We start from the raw sequence: 16,598 nt of genomic DNA, 5'->3' as shown, positions 1-16,598 counted from the left end.
GCAACGTAATTGCAACGTTACAAAATATGCCGCAGTTTAAATCAAAGGACGGCTGTATTTTCGGAAAAAGCAATATATTCGACCTATATCAATGGTAAAGCGTGTAATGGAATTAAAAAAAGTATACCGTATTCAGTGGTTTTTTATACCGGCATTGTTGATTCTGCTGATGCTTGAAAGCTGCTCCGTGCAGCATCGGTTAGCTAAAAATGTTTCTCATTTTTTAAGGAATTCACCTGTTCTCCATTCGCATCTTGTCGGATTTGCCCTTTCGGAATTAGATCAGCAGGGAATGATTTATGCGCAAAATGCGGACAAATATTTCATTCCAGCTTCTAATACCAAGTTATATACTTTTTACGCAGGACTGAAACTGATACCTGATTCCATTCCGTCCATACGGTACATAGAGCGCGGAGATTCTCTTATCTTCTGGGGTACAGGAGATCCTTCCTTTTTGAAGCGCGGAATGCGGGAGGAAAAAACCTTTAAATTTTTAAGCACCAGTAAAAGGCAATTGTTTTTTGCACCAGGCAGGTATACAGGTTATGCTTATGGACAAGGCTGGGCATGGGACGATTACAACGATGATACCCAGGCAGAAATAACAGAACTGCCTATGATGGATAACCTGGTCAGGTTCAAAAATGAAAAGGGAAGATTCACAGTTAATCCACAGCATTTTAGCGATTGTCTGTTGAAAGATACTTTAAATCATCAAAAGGAATTCAGGGTAGTCAGAGTGTTAGAAAAGAACGAATTTAAATATCCTCCGGGGGTTATTCCTGCTGATTTTATACAGTTGGTTCCTTATCAAACTAGTACTTTAAATACGTTGAACCTATTGAGAGATACCTTAAGACGTGATGTACAGCTTATTCAGCTGGAGATGCCGGCTACTGCAAAAACAATTTATAACAGCAGGTCTGAAGACCTTTTCCGGGAGATGCTTTTGCCAAGTGATAATTTTATTGCTGAGCAGCTGCTGTTGGTTTATTCGAATCAGTTTCAGCAGAAATTAAGCGGTACTGATGCAATCCGGTATATGCTGGACAAATACCTGAAGGATTTGCCAGATCGCCCGCGCTGGGTAGATGGATCGGGCGTATCCCGGATGAACTTGTTCAGCCCCAGAGATATGATTATGCTGCTCCAAATGATCGATAAAGAGGTAAATAACAGAGAAAAACTTTTCAGCATGCTTCCTGCCGGAGGTCTGCGCGGGACACTTAAAAATGCCTATCCTAAAACAACACATCCTTTTGTATTTGCCAAAACAGGAACCTTTTCCAATAATTATAACCAGAGTGGTTATATCGTCACCAAAAAGGGAAAAATACTTGCCTTTTCTTTCATGAATAATAATTTTATGACCCCTATTAAAGAGTTACAGGCTGAAATGGCCAGACTTATGGGATACATCCACGATCAGTATTAAGCCTTGTTCTTCTCGTTTTTCAGGAACCTCTAAAAGGGTCTTCCTTGCTGTTGTGGTTGAGTTTGATACGGGTTTGAAACGCCACGACCCGTATCAAACCCGCTTCAAACTGCAACAGAAACCCGCCAGTTACCTTCGTAAACAGGGGTTGAAAAGGTATGTAATAAGTATACTCCTGGTTGTAAATCATAAGAGAAACAATCCTGTACTTTATAATTTTATCACCTGAAATTAAACTGCTTCTCTAAATTTTATCTTTATTTTTGTGCGGATATGCAAAAGTCCGATCAATCGATTTATACCCTGCAATTTGGCCTGGTATGTTTAAGTTCCTTCCTTTTTTCTGCCAGTTTTAATATGCTGATTCCCGAATTGCCTGCCTATCTGAGTGCGATGGGTGGTGCTGCTTATAAAGGATTGATCGTGGCACTGTTTACGCTTACAGCAGGTATCTCCAGACCTTTTAGTGGTAAACTGACAGATACTATCGGCCGTGTGCCGATAATGGCTGTAGGCTCAATAGTTTGCTTTGTCTGCGGATTCTTATATCCTGTACTGACTACAGTTGCCGGATTTCTGTTTCTTAGATTAATTCATGGGTTTTCTACTGGATTTAAGCCAACAGCAACAGCAGCTTACGTAGCAGATCTGGTTCCAAAAAACAGGTGGGGAGAAGCGATGGGGATTCATGGAATTTGTTTCAGTACAGGTATGGCCATCGGCCCTGCCATTGGAAGTACCATAACCGATCATTTTTCCATTAACGTCTTGTTTTATTGCTCTTCAATTTTTGCTTTATCATCCATTGTAATTCTTGGAAATATGAAAGAAACCCTGAAAGAAAAAAAACCTTTCAGCTTCTCCTTATTGAAAATTAAAAGACAGGATATTATTGAATGGAGAGTGATTCCTGCAGCTTTAATTACATTGCTGAGTTATGTGAGTTATGGTGTAATCCTGACTGTAGTCGGAGATTGGAGCAAATATCTCGGCACTAGTAATAAAGGCTTGTTTTTTATGGTATTTACCCTGGCTTCTTTACTGATCCGGTTTGTAGCAGGTAAAGCCTCTGACAAGCATGGAAGGATCTTAATCCTTAAAATATCCCTGGCATTACTGGCCGTTTCGCTGTTATGTATAGGCTTTGCGAATTCATCTTTTACCTTAATGGCCGCTTCAGCACTATACGGCGTAGCAACAGGAATGCTTTCACCAACAGTAAATGCCTGGACAATAGATCTGAGCGATCCGAAACATCGCGGCAAGGCTATGGCAACCATGTACATTGCACTGGAAGCCGGAATTGGTTTAGGAGCTTTGCTGGCAGGATGGTTATTTATTGACAATATCAAAACAATACCCCATACATTTTTCATCTGTACAGGCATTACCATTGCAGCATTAGTTTACCTGCAATTTATCTGGAAGCCGAAGCTTGCAGTTACAGCTTAGCTATTGATTGGCAGCAACTAATAATTCGATGTCTTTATAAGGAAGATTAAATCTCGCAGCCAGATCTTTACTGGTCAGGTGGCCTTTATAAATATAAAGTGCTTCCCTGATGCCTGGTTTATTCCAGATCAGGCTCATCAGGCCACCCATCTCGCCTATATCCACCAGGATTGGGGTAAAGATATTGGTTAAGGCATAGGATGCTGTTCTGGGTACTCTGGATGCGATATTAGGCACGCAATAATGGATAACATCATGTTTTCTGAAAACAGGATCTTTATGGTTAGTGACCTCAGAGGTTTCAAAACATCCGCCCTGATCTATGCTCACATCAATGACAACAGAGTCTGGTTTCATTCTGCTTACAGTCTCTTCGGTTACAATACAAGGGCTCCTGCCATGTGTAGCCCGGATAGCACCGATGACCACATCACAGGTTGTTACCGCTTTTCCTAACACGATAGGCTGCATTACAGAAGTAAATACACGGCTTCCCAGGTTATTCTGAAGGCGGCGCAAACGGTATATAGAACTGTCGAATACTTTGACCTCAGCACCTAATGAAAGTGCTGTTCTGGCTGCATATTCTCCAACCGTTCCAGCGCCAAGAATCACAATTTCTGTAGGGGGGACACCAGTAAAACCACCCAGCATCAAGCCTTTACCACCGGTTACACTGCTTAAATACTCTGCGGCAATAAAGATGGAAGTAGCCCCTACGATCTCGCTCATTGCGCGTACAACTGTTAAAATATTTCCTTCATCTCTTAGATTCTCAAAACATAAAGCATTGATCTTTTTATTGAGTAACGCTTTCAGATAACCTTCTTTAAGTGCACCCATCTGCAAAGCAGAGATCAGTGTCTGGCCCTTATGCATCAGATTGATTTCTTCTAACGTTGGCGGGGCTATCTTTACGATAATATCAGCATCATATACATCCTTTTTATTGAATGTAATCTGTGCACCCTGTTCGCTGTAATCATTGTCAGAGAAGTTTGCACCTGTACCTGCACCACTTTCCAGCAATACTTTATGGCCATGATTGACCAATAATGCAACTGATAAAGGCGTAAGTGCAATCCGGGTTTCCTGAAAAGAGATCTCTTTAGGGATTCCAATATAAAGGCTGTTGCTTTTCTGTTTGATTTCTGACAATGTCTCTTTAGGCTGTAGCAGTCCTTTCTGAGCAATAGAGGCCATTTCTTCCCGTAATCCTGTAGCCATTCTGTCTATCTGATTTTTTGATTGAAATTAAGAAAAATAAGCTGAATTTAAGAAATTTTTGTGAAGGTGAAAGAACGTTTGTCTTCTGACAACGCTTTAATTCCAACTTCGATATAATTTTCAGGCAGCAATTCGCTGATCATCTGAGGCCATTCTATCAGGCAGATATTGCCGGAATAAAAATATTCTTCATAACCAATATCAAATACCTCCTGCAGATTTTTAATTCTGTAGAAGTCAAAATGATAAATGGCCTGATGAGCGGGTGCTGCATATTCGTTTACAATGGAAAATGTAGGACTGTTAACTACATCTGTTACGCCTAATTTCTGGCAGAGGACTTTAATAAAAGTTGTTTTTCCTGCTCCCATTTCGCCCTCAAAGGCGAATATTTTTTCGTTTCCTGCAAAACTGAGCAGTGCTTCAGCGGCATTGCCCAGTTCATTCAGGTGATTAATTTCAATGTTCATTTCAATAGGCTATCTTGAGCTGTAAGTCGCTACAGGAATCATCATTTCTTCCAGAGAGATCCCACCATGCTGGAACGTTTCATTATAATAGTTCACAAACTGGTTGTAGTTGTTCTGATAAACAAAATAACGGTCTTCTTTGGCGAAAATATAATTAGAACTGATATTTATTTTAGGTAATTGCGCCTCATGAGGATTTTTAATCAAAAACACCTCTTTTGCATTAAAATTCAGATTTCTGCCCTGTTTATAGCGCAGATTTGTATTGGTATTTCTATCTCCGATTACTTTACTTGGATGTTTTACCCTGATGGTACCGTGATCTGTAGTAATAATTACTTTAACCTGTTTCTGCGCAAGTTTCTTTAACAGCTCCAATAAAGGAGAGTGCTCAAACCAGGAAAGTGTCAATGAGCGGTAAGCTGCATCGTCATTGGCCAGTTCTCTGATCATCGCCATGTCTGTACGGGCATGAGAAAGCATATCGACAAAGTTGTAAACGATTGCATTGAATTCATTTTGCATCAGGTTGTTCATTTGCTCGTTAAGTGCTTTTCCATCATCATAAGTCAGAATTTTATGATAGCTGAATTTACAGTCTTTACGTACGCTGCGTTTAATCTGATCTGCAAGAAAAGCTTCTTCATGCATGTTTTTACCACCTTCTTCATCATCATTTTGCCAAAGTGAAGGGAAACGTTTCTCCATTTCAAGAGGCATCAGCCCTGAAAAGATAGAGTTCCTTGCATATTGTGTCGCTGTTGGCAGGATACTCGTATAAATATCTTCCTCGTCTAATCTGAAATGTTCTGTGATTAAAGGATTGATAATCTTCCATTGATCATATCTCAGGTTATCAATCAGGATAAAAAATACCGGAGTAGTAGAATTGATATGCGGAAATGCTTTCTTTTTAAGCAGCTCATTAGACAATAAAGGCGTTTTACCTCTTTTATTTACCCAGTCAATGTAATTGTCTTCAATGAATTTAGAGAATTGCGTATTCGCTTCAGATTTTTGCATGGTCAGAATTTCATGCATCTGAGGATCATCTAACTTTTCAAGCTCCAGTTCCCAGAAAATAAGTTTTTTATAAACCTCTGTCCATTCTTCATAACTTAATTTGTCATTCAGTGTCATGCCTAAACGTCTGAAATCTTGTTGATATGCCATTGAAGTTTTGGCACTGATCAGTCTTTTATTGTCTATGATTTTTTTGATCGTCAGCAATACTTGCTTAGGATTAACCGGTTTTATCAGATAATCGTCAATTTTTGAACCGATCGCATCCTCCATCAGGTTTTCCTCTTCACTTTTAGTAATCAGTACAACCGGAATGTCACTTTTTATATTTTTAATGGCAGACAGGGTTTCCAGTCCACTCATGCCTGGCATATTTTCATCCAGAAATACCAGGTCGAAATGCTCCTTACCAAAAGCCTCCAATGCATCGTTTCCATTTGTAAATGTAGTCACATGGTACCCTTTTTCGTTTAATAGTAATATATGCGGTTTTAATAAGTTTATCTCATCATCGGCCCATAGAATCTTGGTTTCCTGCATTATTGTATATATAAGGTGTAAATAAATCCTTAAAAAGAGCTATCTCTTTCTTAAGTACGGATAAAAATAGCAATTTTTGTACCGTATAATTTATTTTGCCAAGATTGAATAAAAAGAAAATAATAAATGACCCGGTATATGGATTTATCAATATACCCTCAGAATTGATCTTTGACCTGATCTCGCATCCCTTTTTTCAGCGGCTACGCTACATTAAACAATTGGGGATGACGCACCTGGTATATCCGGGAGCTTTGCATACGCGTTTTCACCACGCGCTTGGTGCAATGCACCTGATGTGCCTGGCTATTGATATCTTACGCAGTAAGGGCCACGAGATTACTAAAGATGAAGAAGAAGGTGCAACCATAGCTATATTACTCCATGATATCGGTCATGGGCCATTTTCTCATGCCCTGGAATATTCACTGGTTAAAGGCATTCAGCATGAAGATATCTCTATCCTGATGATGGAGCGCCTGAATATGGAATTTGACGGAGAACTAAATACCGCCATAGCAATATTTAAGGGAGAGTATCCAAAGAAATTCCTGCATCAGCTGATTTCAAGTCAGCTTGACCTGGACAGAATGGATTACTTAAACAGAGACAGTTTCTTTACTGGGGTGAGTGAAGGGGTAATCAGCTTTGACCGGATTATTAAAATGTTTAACATCGCTGATGATCAGCTGGTCATTGAAGAAAAAGGAATTTACTCTATTGAGAAGTTCCTGATTGCAAGGAGATTAATGTACTGGCAGGTTTATTTGCATAAAACAGTGATTGCCGGAGAAATGCTGCTGGTGAAAATTTTGAAACGCGCTAAAGAGCTTGCCGTAAAAGGCGGAGATTTATTTGCAACCCCGGCATTGCAGCATTTCCTGAAAAATGAGATTTCTCAAAAGGAGTTTTTCGGGACAAATGTGCATTTACTGCAATTCGCCAAACTGGATGATCAGGATATTTTTACCTCGGTGAAAGTATGGTGCGGACATCAGGACAGAATTCTTTCCTTGTTATGTAATATGCTGGTTAACCGTAATCTGTACAAAATTGAGATTACCAATGATGCGCCTGATCCAGGCAGAGTAGCGATGATTAGTGAAAATACTGCCTTTAGCCTTGGAATTGATCTGAATGAGGTATCTTACTTTGTTTTTACAGATGTAATTAGCAACAGGGCGTACAATACAGGGGCTGGAAACAGTACAATTAACATATTAATGAAAAATAATACAACAACAGACATTGCAAAAGCATCTGATTTATCTAACCTCGAATCACTTGACAGGACAGTTAAAAAGCATATACTTTGCTATCCAAGAATTATTTAGCATTATTTAACAAAATAATCCAATTATTATCCCGTTTTTTATCCGATTATACAGGAGCGTTGAAATGGTCAAGTGGCTGATAAAATAGGGAGTTGGGATAATTTGTTCATATCAATTTAACATTTAACTTTGTAGAATGCAATTTACTGCCAAGCAGATAAGCGACTTTTTAAGTGGAACAGTTGAAGGCGATGAAACTATCACAGTTTCAGAGCTTTCGAAAATAGAAGAAGGAAAAAAAGGGGCCTTATGTTTTCTATCTAACCGGAAATACGAGAACTTCATTTATTCAACTAACGCGTCTGTCGTTATCGTTGGGTTGGATTTTGTTCCTTCGCAACCCATCAGCTGTACGCTGGTGAAGGTGAAGGATCCCTATAGTGCTTTTTCTGTTTTGCTGGAAAAGTATAATGAGGCCTTAAATGAAACTGCCCAAAAAACGGGTATTGAACAGCCTTCTTTTGTTCATCCTTCAGCAAAAATTGGTAAAAATGTATTTATAGGAGCTTTTTCTTATATCGATGCCAATGTTGAAATTGGAGACAATACAAAGATTTTACAGCAAATACATATTGGGACAGATTCAAAAATAGGCTCCGGGTGTACTTTTCATCCGGGAGTAAAAATCTATAACCGTTCTGTAATTGGCAATGGTGTTGTTATTCATTCTAATACAGTAATAGGAAGTGATGGATTTGGATTTGCTCCTCAGCCTGATGGTACCTATACTAAAATTGCACAGATAGGGAATGTCGTGATTGAAAATGATGTTGAAATCGGTGCCAATACTGCAATTGACAGAGCAACAATGGGCTCTACCTTTATTAGAAAAGGCTCAAAACTGGATAACCTGATTCAGATTGCACACAATGTTGAAATTGGAGCGCATACGGTTGTTGCTGCCCAGGCAGGAGTTTCCGGAAGCAGCAAAGTGGGTGAAAGATCAGTTGTTGGTGGTCAGGTTGGAATTGCAGGACATTTATCATTGGCCAGAGGTACGCAAATTGGCGCTCAGGCTGGTATTAATTCCAATATTACAGAAGAGAATAAACAATGGCACGGCACACCTGCGCAGCCGCTCAGAGACTGGATGCGTGCATCTGTGTTATTTAAGCACTTGCCGGGAATAGAAAAACGGATTACAAAATTAGAGGCTGAAATTACAGCAAAACTCCAGTCATAGTATAATTAGTACCACACAAAACAATAATGAACGTTAAACAAAAAACCATAAAAAGCGAAGTTTCTGTACATGGAGTAGGCTTGCATACGGGTGCCAGTGTCACTTTAACTTTTTGTCCGGCTCCGGAAAACCACGGGTTTAAATTTCAAAGGACTGATTTACCAGGTCAACCAATCATCGATGCAGACTGTGACAATGTTACAGATACTGCAAGAGGAACAACAATTACGCAAAACGGAGCTAGTATCAGCACAGTGGAGCATGTAATGGCTTCTTTGGTTGGGATGGATCTTGATAATATATTAATGAAGCTGGATGGTCCTGAAACTCCGATTATGGACGGGAGTGCGATCCTTTTTGTAGAGGCGCTGGAAAGTGTTGGTTTGGTACAGCAAAGTATTGACCGTGAGTATTTCCAGATTCCTCATAATATTACTTATACTGATGCTGAACGTAAGGTAGAGATTGTGGCAATGCCACTTGAAGATTACAGGTTTACTTGTATGATTGACTATAACTCACCTGTATTGGGCAGTCAGCATGCTGTAATTTCTACGATTGCGGAATTTAAAAGTGCGATTGCATCCTGCCGTACATTCTGTTTCCTGCATGAATTGGAATATCAATTACAGAACAACCTGATTAAAGGTGGTGATTTAAATAATGCAATCGTTATTGTTGACAAAGAGGTTACGCGTGATGAGTTAGATCACCTGGCTAAAATATTCAACAGAGAGAAGATAGAAGTAGCTCCGCAAGGTATTTTGAACAATATGGAGTTACGTTACCAGAATGAGCCTGCAAGGCATAAATTATTAGACATGATTGGTGACCTTGCACTTGTTGGAATGCACATTAAAGGGCATATCATGGCAGCAAGACCTGGGCATGCGGCAAACATTGCGTTTGCGAAAAAGATCAAAGCAGCAATCAAGAAAGAAAAAAACAAGAAAGTTCAGCATGTTTATGATCCATCTGTAAAGCCTCTTTATGATGTGATGCAGATCATGGATATTTTGCCGCACAGACAACCGTTTTTGTTCATCGATAAGATCCTTGAATTGTCAAAAACACACGTTGTTGGGGTGAAAAATGTAACGATGAATGAAGAGTTTTTCAAAGGACATTTTCCAGGTGCACCAGTTTTACCAGGTGTAATCCAGATTGAGGCGATGGCACAGACTGGTGGTATTTTAGTATTAAGTACTGTTCCTGACCCAAGAAACTATCTTACTTACTTCCTTAAAATTGATAAAGTAAGATTCAGGGCGCAAGTGCTGCCTGGTGATACGATCGTTTTCAGATGTGATTTGATGGAGCCAATCCGCAGAGGCATTGCACAGATGAAAGGGGTGGGCATGGTAGGAGAGAAAATAGTAGTAGAGGCAGAGATGATGGCCCAAATTTCAAAAGTTAAAGATAGCGAACGCGTATCATGATACAACCATTAGCATATATACATCCTGATGCGATCATAGCAGACAATGTGGTTATAGAACCTTTTTCTGTTATACATAAAGACGTTGTCATTGGGGAAGGAACATGGATTGCCTCTAATGTGGTAATCATGGACGGCGCAAGAATAGGAAAGAATTGCAGGATTTTTCCTGGTTCTGTAATCTCAGGAGTTCCTCAGGACTTAAAGTTCGCAGGTGAAGTGACTACTGCCGAAATCGGGGATAATACTACGATCAGAGAGTGTGTAACGATCAACCGCGGAACAAAAGATAAATGGAAAACTGTAATTGGAAGCAATTGCCTTATTCAGGCATATTCACATATTGCGCATGATTGCGAGGTGGGTAATAATTGTATTTTCTCTAACAGTACCACGCTGGCAGGACATATCACTATTGGTGATTACGTAGTTCTGGCTGGTTTAGTGGCAATACATCAGTTTGTTAATGTAGGGGCGCATGCGTTCATTACTGGTGGTTCACTGGTAAGGAAAGATGTTCCTCCTTATGTTAAAGCTGCAAGGGAGCCTTTATCGTACGCAGGAATTAATTCTGTTGGATTAAGAAGACGCGGATTTTCTTCAGAGAAGATCAATGAGATACAGGAGATCTACAGGGTACTGTTTGTAAAGCATAACAATGTGACCAAAGCCCTTGATAAGATAGAGGCTGAATTTGCACCGACTGAAATTCGTGATGAAATCGTTGATTTTATCAGAAATTCAAACAGAGGTGTGATGAAAGGTTTTGGATCAGGTAGCTAGTCATTTGAATGAAGATCGATTTAAAAGATGCCGGCAGAAGGTTTAACCAGGAGTGGATATTCAGAAATTTCACTTATGGATTTGCTGCTGCCGGCAAATATGCTGTTCTGGGGCCAAATGGCTCTGGTAAGTCGACTTTATTAAGTGTAATTCTCGGTAGTCTGGAGCCTTCTGAAGGCACGATTAGTTATGCAGACGATGCTCATGTCATTCCAGTAGAAAAAGTGTATAAGCAAGTAAGTTTTGCTGCGCCTTATCTGGATCTTGTGGAGGAGTTTACTTTGCAGGAGACTATAGATTTCCATTTTAAATTCAAGAGTTTTCATCCCGGTGTCAGTGCGGCACAGGTGATGGATCTTTTAGGATTGAGAAAAGCTCAGGATAAGGCCTTAAAGTATTTTTCTTCGGGTATGAAGCAGCGGACCAAGCTGGCTTTGGCTTGCTGCACGGATACACCGCTGCTGCTGTTGGATGAGCCAACTTCCAACCTTGATCAGCAGGGAATTAAGTGGTATCACGAGCTGATCCGGGATTTTACTGCGGATAAGCTCGTTGTGATCGGCTCCAATCAGGAAAACGAGTATTCTTTTTGCGATAATTTTATAAAGATAACTGACTATAAATAAAGCGAAACGTGTTGAATTGCAAGGCTATTGTCAAGAAACGGACTAAAAATGGGCCTTATTTATATTATTTAAAATAACTATTGTAGAACCAGAAATTGTTTTTACCTTTGCGGCACGAAATGACGCTGCTGGTAGGGCAATGAATTTCAGAAAAAAATGGCAAAAGCATCAGAAGTGAAAAGCGGTAATATTCTTCGTTTCAATGGAGAATTAATTGTAGTAGAAGAGTTTCTGCACCGGACTCCTGGAAATTTAAGAGCTTTTTACCAGGCAAGAATGAGGAACATTAAAAGCGGCAAATTAGTCGAATATAGGTTCCGCACAGATGAAGAGGTAACAATTTGCCGGGTAGAGACAAATGATTATCAATATTTATACGAAGATGGAGAATTCCTCGTTGTTATGGATAACAGTTCTTTTGAACAATTTAACATCCCAAAATCATTATTTGGGGATCAGATTAAATTCTTGAAAGAAGGCATGAATGTTGTAATAGCATTCGAGAGTGAAGAGCCGATTTCGGCACAAACTCCCCAGCATGTTGAGCTGGAGGTTACTTACACAGAGCCCGCTGTTAAAGGGGACACTTCAACAAGTGCATTGAAATATGCGACCGTTGGAGCAGACGTTGAAATAAAAGTGCCGATGTTTATCAATCAGGGCGATAAAGTTAAGGTTGATACACGTACAGGTGAATATATAGAAAGAGTAAAATAAGAATTTTCATAGTTTAGTTTTAGGTTTAGGTTGATTTTGGCTTCGGAGTGGTTCCCGAAGCCATATTTTTTTACAGACTTTTTTATTGGGCTGGCAGACAGATTTCCGAAGGATTTATAACTTGCAGCATATAGGAGTTACAAAGGATGTATAAAGCAGAAATCAGGAAACAGGAGACTAAAAAAAGGAAAGAACTTAGTCAGGAACAGGTTTATGAGCTGAGTGAGAAGTTACTCGGACAATTCACAACACTTGATTTGAGTGTAGTAAAAACACTGCATATCTTCCTTCCGATTGCTGAAAAGAATGAACCAGATACCTTTTTGTTTATTGAATGGCTTAAAACACATCATCCGCAGGTAAAAATAATTGTACCCCGTGCAGATTTTAAAACTTCTTTAATGACTCATCATCATTACAAAGGAGAACAAGATCTTTTAAAGAGTTCTTTTAATATTCTGGAGCCAGTAGATGAGGAAGAGTATCAAGGAGAAATAGACTTGGTTCTGGTGCCTTTACTGGCATTTGACGACAGGGGGTGCCGGGTGGGGTATGGCAAAGGATTCTATGACCGGTTTTTACAGGGAAGAGACACGCTTAAAGTGGGTTTGTCTTTTTTCAAAAGTGTGGGCATCATTGCTGATACCCACGTGAATGATATTCGTCTTGATCTCTGTATTACACCAGATCAGGTGATTTATTTTAAAGATTAAATCCTTTCAGAAATTTAATCGGGCATTCTGCAATTATGACGTTAATTCCAGTAAAATCGGACAATGGTCAGAGTGTATGGCATCAGACAAAATCTTTACGTCTTTAATCCGGTCCAGCATAGGTTGCGTAGCTAAATGATAATCGATACGCCAGCCCAGGTTCTTACCTCTTGAACCCGCTCTGTAGCTCCACCACGTATAATGGTGAGGATCTTTATTCAAATGCCTGAAAGTATCAATAAAACCAGCTTCCAGGAATAAGCCCATCCACTCTCTTTCCTGCGGAAGGAAACCAGAAGAATTTGCATTGGATTTAGGGTTATGAATATCAATTGCAGTATGGCAGATATTATAATCACCGGAAATGATCAGATTTGGATAAGTTTCACGGAGTTTGGTAATATACTTCTCAAAATAAGCCATGAATTCATACTTTTTAACCTGTCTGTCGTCTCCGGATGATCCGGACGGAAGATATACACTCATCAAAGAGAAAGTGTCAAAATCAGCCCTTAAAATGCGTCCTTCTTTATCTATCCATTCTTCACCACATCCGTATTCAACATGATTAGGTTTGATCTTTGAAAATATAGCAACTCCGCTGTATCCTTTTTTTTCTGCGGCAAACCAGTAATGGTGATAGCCAAGGTTCTCAATTAAACCAATGATCTCCGGAATTTGAGAAGGAAGGGCTTTCACTTCCTGAAGACAGATCATATCTGCATCCGTTGATTGCAGCCAGCCTACAAAGTTTTTTGTAGAGGCAGCACGGATTCCGTTCACGTTGTAAGAAAGTATTTTCATCGTGTTATATATTGTTTTTTTTATGGTGATGAAGCTTGCCGGGCTAAAGTGCCAAGGCAGGTTTCATTGTAGTTTCTATTGTTTTTTAACAGTAATATTATTGGTTAAGCAGAAAGATGATTTCATCACCTCCTGATTTTTTCATCTCTTTTTCCAGTTTGCGCGCCTTTCTTCTTTTCAAAAGTGTCACTGTCATTTTTACATCTGCTAAAGGGCGGTCATTGGAATCTGTTTTCACAGCTGCAATCGTATCGATCAGCGGTAATCCGCTTACAACTTCGCCATAAACAGTATAGCGTTTATCTAAATGAGGGACACCGCCTTTGGTTTTATAAATTTCGCGTTCCCATTGCGGGATTTTGAATTTCAACCGCTTAACCTCCATACTATCCAGTTGTGCATCGGTAAATTTCTTTCCCTGTACCAGGTAAAACTGGCAGCCACTGGATGCCATCAGTGGATTATCATCTCTGGCAGCAGCCAATACTCCTTTTTTATGAAATAAGCTATCCCGGAATTCGGCGGGTACAGTATAACCCACATCTCCGTCTCCTAATTGCTTACCTGCCGGAGCATTTTTAGAATCAGGATCACCACCCTGAATCATAAATGAATGAATTACCCGGTGAAAAATAGTGCCATCATAAAAGCCTTTTTTAACCAGTTTAACGATATTATCACGATGCTGCGGAGTTTTATTGTATAACATAATGATACATTCACCCTGTGCTGTTGTGATCTTTAAATATTGATGTTTTGGCCCGGAAGCAAAAACAGAGTTCAAGCAGAACAGGAGCAGAAAAGTAAAGAATGGCTTCATCTTGTAGGGTATTTTTGGCTAAGTTAAGACAGAATTCTACTTTAAAAAACTGCTATGGCATAATCTTGTAATCTTTCTGTTGCTAATCAGCTCTGTTTTTCGTTTTTAAAAATTTATACTTAAGTTTGATAATTGATACTATAAACGCGCAAATGAAACTGAAACAAAAGATAGCTTTAGGATTATGTGCCTTTTACCTGATCAGCGTAATTGGTGTTGCCCTGAGCCTGCATTTTTGCGGGGGACAGCTATCTGGAATTCATTTGACGGAAGTTGCCCATTGTGGTGGCTGTAATGAAGTGGAAAAATCAGTTAAAAAAGAAGATTCCTGCTGTAAGAACACCAGGGTTGATGCTAAAATCAAAGACAGTCATCAGACAGGTCTGAAAATTGATGTTCCTAAAAATCACGGTCTTCCTGTATTAATCTCTTCTTATATTTCAGAACTGCTTTCCTTTGTTTTACCGCAGTTATTCAGTAAAATTAAAGAGGAAGCCCCTCCTTTATCCGCGCGGGTCGCCCTGCATGCCTACAACTGCGTTTTCAGAAATTAGACCAGGAATAAATTAAATTGCTGGTGGATTTTCGTCCGCTATTGCTCTTTCGTATTAATTTATTTCAAATCATCAGCCGCTGTTTTTAATATTCAGGCAGCCGCTTAAAACAATTTCAATTATGAAAACGATCAAATATTTCATTTTAATATTATGCTTATTTATCGGCGGAACTACCTTTGCACAGCAAATTTCTAAAGCCGAACTACAAGTTAACGGCTTAACCTGCTCTATGTGTTCAAGGGCTACAGAAACATCTTTAAAAAGCCTTGGCTTTATTGAAACTGTATCTCCAGACCTGAATAGAAATGTTTTCGTCCTTACTTTTAAAGCTGATCAGAAAGTAAACCTGGATGAAATCAGAGATAAAGTTCAGGATGCAGGATTTTCTATAGGAGACCTTTCTGCTACAATTAATTTCAAAAATACACAAGTTGATGCTGTCGGAATTGCTGAGCTTGATGGTGCTGTTTTTCAGTTCATCAATGCAAAAAGCAAAACATTGGATGGCCCGGTTATCGCGCGTGTCATGGATAAAGATTTTATTACCTCATCAGCTTTTAAAAAACAAGCTGCGGAACTAAAATCTGAAACCTATCTTAAAGGAAAAGGTGTTGTTCAGGGTAAGGAAACACGTATTTTTCACTTAAGCATTTAACCATAAGAATGAAGTTTATTCAATTAGCAGCAGTCGTTTTTCTGCTGGGCGGAAGCTTGCGTTCAGGTGCACAGGAATTATATGTTTTTACCGAACCGGCAAGTAATATGGCAGCCAAATCTATCGGGGTCAGGATTACTAATGAAGGGATCTTTAACGGAGGTGGAAACAGAACTATCCCTGAAGTGATGTTTAGCTTTAATAAAAACCTGATGACACACTTCCAGGGATTCTTTTCTGATATGGATGGCAAATACAGGCTGGAAGGAGGGAGCGTTTATACAAAATATCGTTTCCTTTCTATCGATGATACGCAGCGGCATTTGCGTGCTGCGGTATTTGGCAGGGTAAGTACCAGTAAACGGCCAGCTTATACAGAAGATATCAATCTGGAAGGTGATAATAGCGGAGTTCAGGGTGGTATAGTCGTAACTCAGCTACTTCATAAACTGGCTTTATCGGGTACTCTAAGCTATACTAAAGCTTTTGACGTAAAAAGCCAGCAGGTAACAGGGACCTTAAAGCCTGATCAGATGATTGGGTATAGTTTATCTTCCGGATACCTGGTGCTTCCATTCGTTTATAAAAACTATAATCAGCCAAATTTCAATGTTTACTTTGAAATGCTGGGTAAAACAAATCCGGCAAACGGAAGGTCTTACCTTGATCTTGCACCCGCTTTACAGGTCATTCTAAATAGCAGAACACGTATAGATCTGGGATACAGATTTCAGGTAGCAGGTGATATGGCTGGCAGATATAATAAAAACATGTACCTGGTACGTGCAGAGTTTAATTTCTTTAACGTTTTAAAATAA

At 39.5% G+C, this 16,598-nt stretch carries 17 protein-coding genes; 12 read left to right on the top strand and 5 right to left on the bottom strand.

Annotated elements, in window-relative coordinates; genetic code table 11:
• Positions 1–106 precede the first annotated feature (106 nt).
• Positions 107–1,438 (top strand): D-alanyl-D-alanine carboxypeptidase, encoded by a 1,332-nt coding sequence (locus AB3G38_RS16785; protein ID WP_367864984.1) that lies wholly within the window; start codon positions 107–109, stop codon positions 1,436–1,438.
• A gap of 273 nt (positions 1,439–1,711) precedes the next feature.
• Positions 1,712–2,890, top strand: a complete 1,179-nt coding sequence (locus AB3G38_RS16780) for an MFS transporter (RefSeq protein WP_367864983.1) — start codon at positions 1,712–1,714, stop codon at positions 2,888–2,890.
• Here AB3G38_RS16780 and AB3G38_RS16775 read toward each other — a convergent pair whose 3' ends face one another.
• Genes AB3G38_RS16775 through AB3G38_RS16765 form a run of 3 tightly spaced genes read right to left on the bottom strand, consistent with a single transcriptional unit; the run spans position 2,891 to position 6,150 of the window.
• Positions 2,891–4,117: an alanine dehydrogenase gene (locus AB3G38_RS16775; protein WP_367864982.1), complete on the bottom strand. Its 1,227-nt coding sequence runs from the start codon at positions 4,115–4,117 to the stop codon at positions 2,891–2,893. It lies immediately after the preceding gene.
• Positions 4,118–4,164: 47 nt separating this feature from the next.
• Positions 4,165–4,587, bottom strand: coding sequence for a tRNA (adenosine(37)-N6)-threonylcarbamoyltransferase complex ATPase subunit type 1 TsaE (gene tsaE, locus AB3G38_RS16770; RefSeq protein ID WP_367864981.1), 423 nt, complete (start codon positions 4,585–4,587; stop codon positions 4,165–4,167).
• 9 nt (positions 4,588–4,596) lie between these two features.
• Positions 4,597–6,150, bottom strand: coding sequence for a bifunctional response regulator/alkaline phosphatase family protein (locus AB3G38_RS16765; RefSeq protein ID WP_041883582.1), 1,554 nt, complete (start codon positions 6,148–6,150; stop codon positions 4,597–4,599).
• A gap of 104 nt (positions 6,151–6,254) precedes the next feature.
• Here AB3G38_RS16765 and AB3G38_RS16760 point away from each other — a divergent pair, with 104 nt between their 5' ends.
• The 7 genes from AB3G38_RS16760 to AB3G38_RS16730 all read left to right on the top strand — a co-directional run bounded on the left by AB3G38_RS16760 (position 6,255) and on the right by AB3G38_RS16730 (position 12,944).
• Positions 6,255–7,484: an HD domain-containing protein gene (locus AB3G38_RS16760; protein WP_367864980.1), complete on the top strand. Its 1,230-nt coding sequence runs from the start codon at positions 6,255–6,257 to the stop codon at positions 7,482–7,484.
• A gap of 136 nt (positions 7,485–7,620) precedes the next feature.
• Positions 7,621–8,667 carry a UDP-3-O-(3-hydroxymyristoyl)glucosamine N-acyltransferase gene (gene lpxD, locus AB3G38_RS16755; RefSeq protein ID WP_367864979.1) on the top strand — a complete coding sequence of 349 codons (1,047 nt, stop codon included), beginning with the start codon at positions 7,621–7,623 and terminating at the stop codon, positions 8,665–8,667.
• Between the two features lie 26 nt (positions 8,668–8,693).
• Entirely contained in the window at positions 8,694–10,106 is a 1,413-nt protein-coding gene (locus AB3G38_RS16750) for a bifunctional UDP-3-O-[3-hydroxymyristoyl] N-acetylglucosamine deacetylase/3-hydroxyacyl-ACP dehydratase (RefSeq protein ID WP_183869240.1), read from the top strand.
• Positions 10,103–10,888, top strand: a complete 786-nt coding sequence (gene lpxA / locus AB3G38_RS16745) for an acyl-ACP--UDP-N-acetylglucosamine O-acyltransferase (RefSeq protein ID WP_068404747.1) — start codon at positions 10,103–10,105, stop codon at positions 10,886–10,888. The genes AB3G38_RS16750 and lpxA overlap by 4 nt, the downstream gene beginning before the upstream one ends.
• An 8-nt stretch (positions 10,889–10,896) precedes the next feature.
• The gene (locus AB3G38_RS16740; protein WP_367864978.1) at positions 10,897–11,514 is read left to right on the top strand and encodes an ATP-binding cassette domain-containing protein; all 618 of its coding nucleotides are present in this window, start codon (positions 10,897–10,899) and stop codon (positions 11,512–11,514) included.
• A gap of 156 nt (positions 11,515–11,670) precedes the next feature.
• Positions 11,671–12,231, top strand: a complete 561-nt coding sequence (gene efp, locus AB3G38_RS16735) for an elongation factor P (RefSeq protein ID WP_068404751.1) — start codon at positions 11,671–11,673, stop codon at positions 12,229–12,231.
• Positions 12,232–12,377: 146 nt separating this feature from the next.
• Positions 12,378–12,944, top strand: coding sequence for a 5-formyltetrahydrofolate cyclo-ligase (locus AB3G38_RS16730; RefSeq protein WP_367864977.1), 567 nt, complete (start codon positions 12,378–12,380; stop codon positions 12,942–12,944).
• Between the two features lie 33 nt (positions 12,945–12,977).
• Here the strand turns inward: AB3G38_RS16730 and AB3G38_RS16725 are convergent, their stop codons facing one another.
• Positions 12,978–13,748: an exodeoxyribonuclease III gene (locus AB3G38_RS16725; protein WP_367864976.1), complete on the bottom strand. Its 771-nt coding sequence runs from the start codon at positions 13,746–13,748 to the stop codon at positions 12,978–12,980.
• A 97-nt stretch (positions 13,749–13,845) separates the two neighbouring features.
• Positions 13,846–14,568: a peptidylprolyl isomerase gene (locus tag AB3G38_RS16720; protein ID WP_367864975.1), complete on the bottom strand. Its 723-nt coding sequence runs from the start codon at positions 14,566–14,568 to the stop codon at positions 13,846–13,848.
• Between the two features lie 152 nt (positions 14,569–14,720).
• On the opposite strand from AB3G38_RS16720, the gene AB3G38_RS16715 reads away from it, so the two are divergent.
• The 3 genes from AB3G38_RS16715 to AB3G38_RS16705 all read left to right on the top strand — a co-directional run bounded on the left by AB3G38_RS16715 (position 14,721) and on the right by AB3G38_RS16705 (position 16,598).
• Positions 14,721–15,122, top strand: coding sequence for a hypothetical protein (locus AB3G38_RS16715; protein WP_367864974.1), 402 nt, complete (start codon positions 14,721–14,723; stop codon positions 15,120–15,122).
• A 121-nt stretch (positions 15,123–15,243) separates the two neighbouring features.
• Positions 15,244–15,780 (top strand): heavy-metal-associated domain-containing protein, encoded by a 537-nt coding sequence (locus AB3G38_RS16710; protein ID WP_367864973.1) that lies wholly within the window; start codon positions 15,244–15,246, stop codon positions 15,778–15,780.
• 8 nt (positions 15,781–15,788) lie between these two features.
• Positions 15,789–16,598 (top strand): hypothetical protein, encoded by an 810-nt coding sequence (locus AB3G38_RS16705; protein ID WP_367864972.1) that lies wholly within the window; start codon positions 15,789–15,791, stop codon positions 16,596–16,598.

This window comes from Pedobacter sp. WC2423, from assembly GCF_040822065.1.
Lineage (GTDB): Bacteria > Bacteroidota > Bacteroidia > Sphingobacteriales > Sphingobacteriaceae > Pedobacter.
The sequence above is the reverse complement of the archived record's forward strand: the minus strand, read 5'-3'. Positions and strand labels throughout refer to the sequence as shown.

Bases quoted from the DNA above. Each gene is read 5' to 3' on its own strand.
- AB3G38_RS16740 (WP_367864978.1), top strand. From the start codon at position 10,897: ATGAAGATCGATTTAAAAGATGCCGGCAGAAGGTTTAACCAGGAGTGG.
- AB3G38_RS16715 (WP_367864974.1), top strand. From the start codon at position 14,721: ATGAAACTGAAACAAAAGATAGCTTTAGGATTATGTGCCTTTTACCTG.
- AB3G38_RS16710 (WP_367864973.1), top strand. From the start codon at position 15,244: ATGAAAACGATCAAATATTTCATTTTAATATTATGCTTATTTATCGGC.
- AB3G38_RS16785 (WP_367864984.1), top strand. From the start codon at position 107: ATGGAATTAAAAAAAGTATACCGTATTCAGTGGTTTTTTATACCGGCA.
- lpxD (WP_367864979.1), top strand. From the start codon at position 7,621: ATGCAATTTACTGCCAAGCAGATAAGCGACTTTTTAAGTGGAACAGTT.
- AB3G38_RS16780 (WP_367864983.1), top strand. From the start codon at position 1,712: ATGCAAAAGTCCGATCAATCGATTTATACCCTGCAATTTGGCCTGGTA.
- AB3G38_RS16765 (WP_041883582.1), bottom strand. From the start codon at position 6,150: ATGCAGGAAACCAAGATTCTATGGGCCGATGATGAGATAAACTTATTA.
- AB3G38_RS16775 (WP_367864982.1), bottom strand. From the start codon at position 4,117: ATGGCTACAGGATTACGGGAAGAAATGGCCTCTATTGCTCAGAAAGGA.
- AB3G38_RS16725 (WP_367864976.1), bottom strand. From the start codon at position 13,748: ATGAAAATACTTTCTTACAACGTGAACGGAATCCGTGCTGCCTCTACA.
- AB3G38_RS16705 (WP_367864972.1), top strand. From the start codon at position 15,789: ATGAAGTTTATTCAATTAGCAGCAGTCGTTTTTCTGCTGGGCGGAAGC.
- AB3G38_RS16750 (WP_183869240.1), top strand. From the start codon at position 8,694: ATGAACGTTAAACAAAAAACCATAAAAAGCGAAGTTTCTGTACATGGA.
- lpxA (WP_068404747.1), top strand. From the start codon at position 10,103: ATGATACAACCATTAGCATATATACATCCTGATGCGATCATAGCAGAC.
- tsaE (WP_367864981.1), bottom strand. From the start codon at position 4,587: ATGAACATTGAAATTAATCACCTGAATGAACTGGGCAATGCCGCTGAA.
- AB3G38_RS16720 (WP_367864975.1), bottom strand. From the start codon at position 14,568: ATGAAGCCATTCTTTACTTTTCTGCTCCTGTTCTGCTTGAACTCTGTT.
- AB3G38_RS16730 (WP_367864977.1), top strand. From the start codon at position 12,378: ATGTATAAAGCAGAAATCAGGAAACAGGAGACTAAAAAAAGGAAAGAA.
- efp (WP_068404751.1), top strand. From the start codon at position 11,671: ATGGCAAAAGCATCAGAAGTGAAAAGCGGTAATATTCTTCGTTTCAAT.